Below are 4997 nucleotides of genomic sequence, written 5' to 3' on the forward strand. Positions count from 1 at the left end.
GATCGGCAGCGCGTCGAGCTCGGAGCGAAACAGCACCGTCGGCCCGGCTTGCCCGCTGTCATAGACCGCCGCCACGCCATGGCCGCCGAGCCCGGTCAGCACCTTGTCCGGCCCGGTATCGGCGAGGAAGTCGACGACCTCCTTCGCCGTATTCTCCTCTTCGTTGGAGATTTCCGGCTGCCGATGCAGCTTGCGCCGCCATTCCGTCAGCTCGACCAGGTCTCGGTTGGTCAGGGTCACGTTCGTCTCCGCGTGGTTTGCAGCTAACACAAACACAATAGGGTTCTGCTCGCGCCGTGCCATGCCGATCAATTCAAATAGTCCATGGGCGAATTCGCTGACGCAGCTTGACACATCCAGCGACTATCCCAACGATTTCCGTTGCCAAAGCTCAAAGCGCTACTAGTCGCGGCGCGCTTGGTCGGGGCGTAGAAATGAGCGGTGCGGGCGAAAACCTCGATCTAAAGGAAATCAACGCAATTCGCGCCTTGCTGGCGTCGAAGCCGCGGCCGGTGGGCTGGGACGAACGCCGGGCGCGGCTCGACGAGGTCGGCTCGTCCTCGCCGGTCGCGGCCGATATCCGATGCGAGGCGGTGACTTTCAACGACCTCGCGTCCGAGTGGTCCTTGGCGCCCGGGTCCGACACGGACAAGGTGCTGCTCTTCTTCCATGGTGGCGGTTACTGCTCCGGCTCGATCACAAGCCATCGTCGAATGGTGACAGAGGCCGGCCGGGCAATGAGAATGCGCACGCTTGCGGTCGGCTATCGGCGCGCGCCGGAACATCCCTTTCCCGCGCAGCACGAAGACGCGCTCGCGGCGTGGCGCTTCCTCGCCGAGCAAGGGATCGCGCCGGATCGCATCGTTGTCGGCGGAGACAGTGCCGGCGGCAATCTCAGCCTGTCACTGGTCGGCCGGTTGCGCGCGGCGGGCGAGCGATTGCCGGGCTGCCTTTGGCTGGTCTCGCCCTGGACGGATCTTTCGATGTCCGGCACGACATTGTCAGCCAAGGACGCGATCGACCCCATCATCCACCGGGCCTATCTGGAGGAACTGGCGGGCGCCTATGTTCCCCATGGTGTGGATCGGCGCGATCCGCTGATCTCGCCCTTGTTTGCCGATCTGACCGGATTTCCTCCAATGCTGATCCAGGTCGGTTCCGCCGAATCGCTGCTGTCGGACGCGACGCGGCTCGCCGAGGCCGCCGGCATAGCGGACGTCGAGGCACGCCTCGAAATCTGGCCGCATATGATTCATGCCTGGCCGGTCTGGAATGCGCAATTGAGCGCCGGACGGCGCGCGCTTCTGAGCGCGGGCAGCTTTGCCCGCGAATTTGTGTAGCCACCGGCGGCCAGGCAGGATTGGCATGTTCCCGACCTGACCGCTTTGATGCCGCGCCTGGCAGCTCGATGTCCCGCCCACTCGCGCCCTGCATTTCGACCATTCAGGTAGAGCTTTGGTTCGCGTGTGAGTTCGCCGAGCCCGGCTCGTCGACGCGAAGTTGTCGGCCGCGAGCCGCTAAGCCTTGAAGCTGAACAACCGGAATAGGTTCGAAGGACTCCTGTAGTGCTCACGCACCTCGCGGAAGCCGGCCCGCCGGCCAAGATTCCGCCAGGAAGACGCCGTCTCAGGGTAATCCATGCTATGCACGTGGGTGGCGAGCAGCAGCCATTCGAGGCTGCTGAGCGCTGAAAAATCTTTGCGCTGCCGTTCCCATCGTCTCATCCAGCCGGCCCGGCTCTCCCACATTTTGCATGTGTTCTCGTAGACCAGAAGTGTCCCGGATGGGCCGACAAGGCGCCGCAGCTGGTGCATGACCTCGAGTTTTTTGTCGAAGCGTAAATGGTGCAAGGACAGGCCGATCCAGGCGAAGTCGACAGGCTCCTCCGAGGCGGTCAGCCACTCTACGAATTCCCCGCGCCGCAGTTCGGCGGCGCATGACAGACCGGCGACATTGGCGGTTGCCTCATCGAGCGCTGTCCGCGACAGGTCGATGCCGACGTAGCGACCGACGGGCAAGCCCTCCAAGGCAGCCGCACTGAACGAGGCGTCTCCGCATGCAAGGTCCAGGAAAGAGAAGCCAGGGCGTTGGTTTTGCAGCAACTGGCGAAGCACCGCATAAGCTTCACGGTGAAACAGGTAGTTGTTGTCCAGAACCTTGCGATAGATGCCCCACATTTCTTGGAACAGGGCAGAGGGGGGCACGGCAACTTCGATCTTGGTGGCGGCAGTCATGGGATCGCTCCTCTCGGTCAGGAGCAATCAAGGTGAAATGCGGGCCGCTAAATGTAGCGAACCGAGGTGCTAAAACTTCCGAAAACTTCCAAAAAACGCCTCATTGCATTAGCGTGAGCTGATGGAGGAGCGGCGCTACAGTTTTGGTCCTTTCTTGCTCGATGCGGGAGCGGGAATGCTTTACCGACGCGGAGTGCCGATTTCGGTAGGCTACCGGGCCATGCTGCTTCTGGAGCGCCTGCTGCGCTCGGCCGGAGTCGTGGTCGGTAAGGACGAACTGCTCGATGCAGCCTGGAACGGACTGGCGGTCGAGGAGGGCAACCTGTCGGTGCAGATCGCCGCCTTGCGCAAGGTCCTGGGCGAGGGGCCCGACGCCTCGCATTCGATCCTGTCGGTCGCGCGCGTGGGCTACCGGCTGACCGGCGAGGTGCGGCTTGACGCAAGCGATACGCGAAACGGTGCAGCCGAAGCGGACGAGGGGCCGTCGATCGCGGTGACCCGTTTTCGCCTGATCGGCGACGATCCCGAAAAGTCCTACTTTGCCGACGGCCTGTCGGAGGACATCATCACCGGCCTGTCGCGGTTGCGAGGTCTGCATGTGCGTGACCGGAGTTCTTCCTTTGCCTATGACCCGCAGCACATCGAGCTCGATCGCCTGCGCCGCGAGCTGAAAGTCCGCTACGTCCTGCAGGGCAGCGTGCGCCAGTCCGGGCAGGCCCTGAGGATCACGGCGACGCTGAGCGATGCCAGCGCGGGTACGCAGGTGTGGGCGGAACGCTTCGATGTCGAGAGCGGCGATTTCCTGGCGTTGCAAGACCAGATCACCCACAAGGTTATGGCTTCGATCGAGCCTCAGCTTTACGAAGCCGAGCGTCTGCGCCTGCATAGCCGTCCCGCCGAGAGGCTCGACGCCTGGGGCTTTGTGATGAAGGCCATGCCCCATGTCTGGACGTGGGGATCCGAGAAAGACCTCGACATGGCCGAGGGTCTGCTCGTCAAGGCGCTTGAGATCGATCCCGATTATGCCCGCGCCAACAGCCTTCTTGCCTGGACGACCGGCGCGCGGGCAGCGCTTGGCCTGACGCCGAAACCCCGTGAGCTGTTGGCCTCCGCTTTGACGAGGGCACAAGCGGCGGTCGTGCGCGATCAGGACGATCCCTGGGCGCATCTTTCGGCCGGCTATGTTCACATGGTGTCGCGAAATTTTCGCTCGGCGGTAGACGAATTGCTGGAGGCGATCGAACGCAATCCTGGGCTCTCGCTCGCGCACTGCATTCTGGGTTCCACCTATGGCTATGGCGACATGGCGGAGGATGGCTTGCATCACCTGGCGATTGCCGCGCGGCTCAGCCCGCGGGATTTCATTCAGGCGGCGATCTTTTCCACCATGGGTATCTGCCACTTCACCGCGGGACGGTTCGATGTGGCGGCCGATCTGGAGCGCCGGGCCGTTCAGCTTCGGCCGGCTTTCGGCACCGCTTGGCGGACTTATGCGGCGACGGCTGCCCTTGCCGGCGATGTCGCCACCGCCGCCGCGGCGTTGAAGGAGGCCCTGCGGCTACAGCCGAACCTCTCGGTGGCCTGGGTCGACGAGCACCACCCCATCGTCAGGCCCGAAAAGCGCGCTCTCTACATCAGCGGACTTCGCATGGCGGGGTTGGCCTAGCTTTGGCTTCAATTGGGTCTTGGTGGTCACGTCGCAGGCCTCGCCTGGCCGATTGCGCACTGCGCCAACAAAGCCATACGATCGAACCATGCCGCACTATCCAGACGCAATGCCCCTGTCGAAGACCCTGTTCGAACGTGCCAGGAAGGTGATGCCGGGCGGGAACACGCGCACCACGGTCTTTGTCGATCCGTTTCCGATCTATGCCTCGCGAGGCGAGGGGTGCAGGGTCTGGGATGTGGACGGCAACGTCTATTACGACTGCATCAACAATTTCACCTCGATGATCCATGGCTACACGCAACCGGATGTGGCCGGCGCGGTGATCGACCAGCTGCCGTTCGGCACGGCCTTCGGTGCGCCGACGGTCAGCGAGATCGAGCTTGCCGAGCTGCTGGTCGAGCGCTTGCCCTCGGTCGACCGGATCCGCTTCGCCAACTCCGGGACCGAGGGGGTGATGATGGCCATCAAGGCCGCGCGCGCCTTCACCGGACGGCCCAAAATCGTCAAGATCGAGGGCGCCTATCACGGCTCCTACGACTTCGCCGAAGTCAGCCTTGACAGTACTCCCGCCAATTGGGGAGACATGCCGAATTCCACGCCCTATGCGAGGGGCACGCCGCGCGGGGTGCTGGACGATGTGATCGCCGTGCCGTTCAACGACAGCGAAGCGCTGCGCGCGGTCTTCGCCGCTGAGCGCGATACCATTGCCGGCGTGCTGATCGATCCCATGCCGAACCGCGCCGGCCTCATTCCGGCGCGGCAGGATTACCTGCACGCCATGGTCGAGATCGCCCATGCGGCGGGTGCCCTGGTCATCTTCGACGAGGTGATTTCCTTCCGCCTCGGCTATTCGGGCGCGCAGGGGCTGTGGGGCATCGAGCCCGACCTGACGGCGCTGGGCAAGATCATCGGCGGAGGCTTTCCCGTGGGTGCCGTCGGCGGCCGGGCCGACATCATGGCGGTGTTCGATCCGACCCAGGGCAAGCCCGCTTTGCCGCATGGCGGCACCTTCACCGCCAATCCGGTGACGATGCGCGCCGGGCTGGCCGCAATGCGGGCGCTGACCAGGGAAAGCTTTGCCCACCTCGATCGCC

The 4997-nt window shown here is 63.9% G+C and carries 4 protein-coding genes and 1 pseudogene; 3 read left to right on the top strand and 2 right to left on the bottom strand.

Annotation, left to right across the window (positions count from 1 at the left end; translation table 11 throughout):
• A pseudogene (locus EOA60_RS18460) lies at positions 1-240 on the bottom strand (amidohydrolase); the annotation flags it as partial.
• Between the two features lie 194 nt (positions 241-434).
• On the opposite strand from EOA60_RS18460, the gene EOA60_RS18465 reads away from it, so the two are divergent.
• The gene (locus tag EOA60_RS18465; protein WP_127335537.1) at positions 435-1340 is read left to right on the top strand and encodes an alpha/beta hydrolase; all 906 of its coding nucleotides are present in this window, start codon (positions 435-437) and stop codon (positions 1338-1340) included.
• A gap of 177 nt (positions 1341-1517) precedes the next feature.
• Here the strand turns inward: EOA60_RS18465 and EOA60_RS18470 are convergent, their stop codons facing one another.
• Positions 1518-2234, bottom strand: coding sequence for a class I SAM-dependent methyltransferase (locus tag EOA60_RS18470; RefSeq protein ID WP_067321804.1), 717 nt, complete (start codon positions 2232-2234; stop codon positions 1518-1520).
• Positions 2235-2409: 175 nt separating this feature from the next.
• On the opposite strand from EOA60_RS18470, the gene EOA60_RS18475 reads away from it, so the two are divergent.
• Both EOA60_RS18475 and EOA60_RS18480 read left to right on the top strand, forming a co-directional pair.
• A complete protein-coding gene (locus tag EOA60_RS18475) occupies positions 2410-3900 on the top strand; it encodes a winged helix-turn-helix domain-containing protein (RefSeq protein WP_164748385.1) in 1491 nt (496 codons plus the stop codon).
• 88 nt (positions 3901-3988) lie between these two features.
• Positions 3989-4997, top strand: a 1009-nt coding sequence (locus EOA60_RS18480; protein WP_164899390.1) for an aspartate aminotransferase family protein, incomplete at its 3' end; no start/stop codon positions are given.

Source organism: Mesorhizobium sp. M1A.F.Ca.IN.020.06.1.1 (genome assembly GCF_004023265.1).
In the GTDB taxonomy this organism is placed as follows: Bacteria; Pseudomonadota; Alphaproteobacteria; order Rhizobiales; family Rhizobiaceae; genus Mesorhizobium.

What these genes read in the sequence shown, in the direction of transcription:
- EOA60_RS18475 (WP_164748385.1), top strand. Translation starts at nt 2,410, where the DNA reads ATGCTTTACCGACGCGGAGTGCCGATTTCGGTAGGCTACCGGGCCATG.
- EOA60_RS18465 (WP_127335537.1), top strand. Translation starts at nt 435, where the DNA reads ATGAGCGGTGCGGGCGAAAACCTCGATCTAAAGGAAATCAACGCAATT.
- EOA60_RS18470 (WP_067321804.1), bottom strand. Translation starts at nt 2,234, where the DNA reads ATGACTGCCGCCACCAAGATCGAAGTTGCCGTGCCCCCCTCTGCCCTG.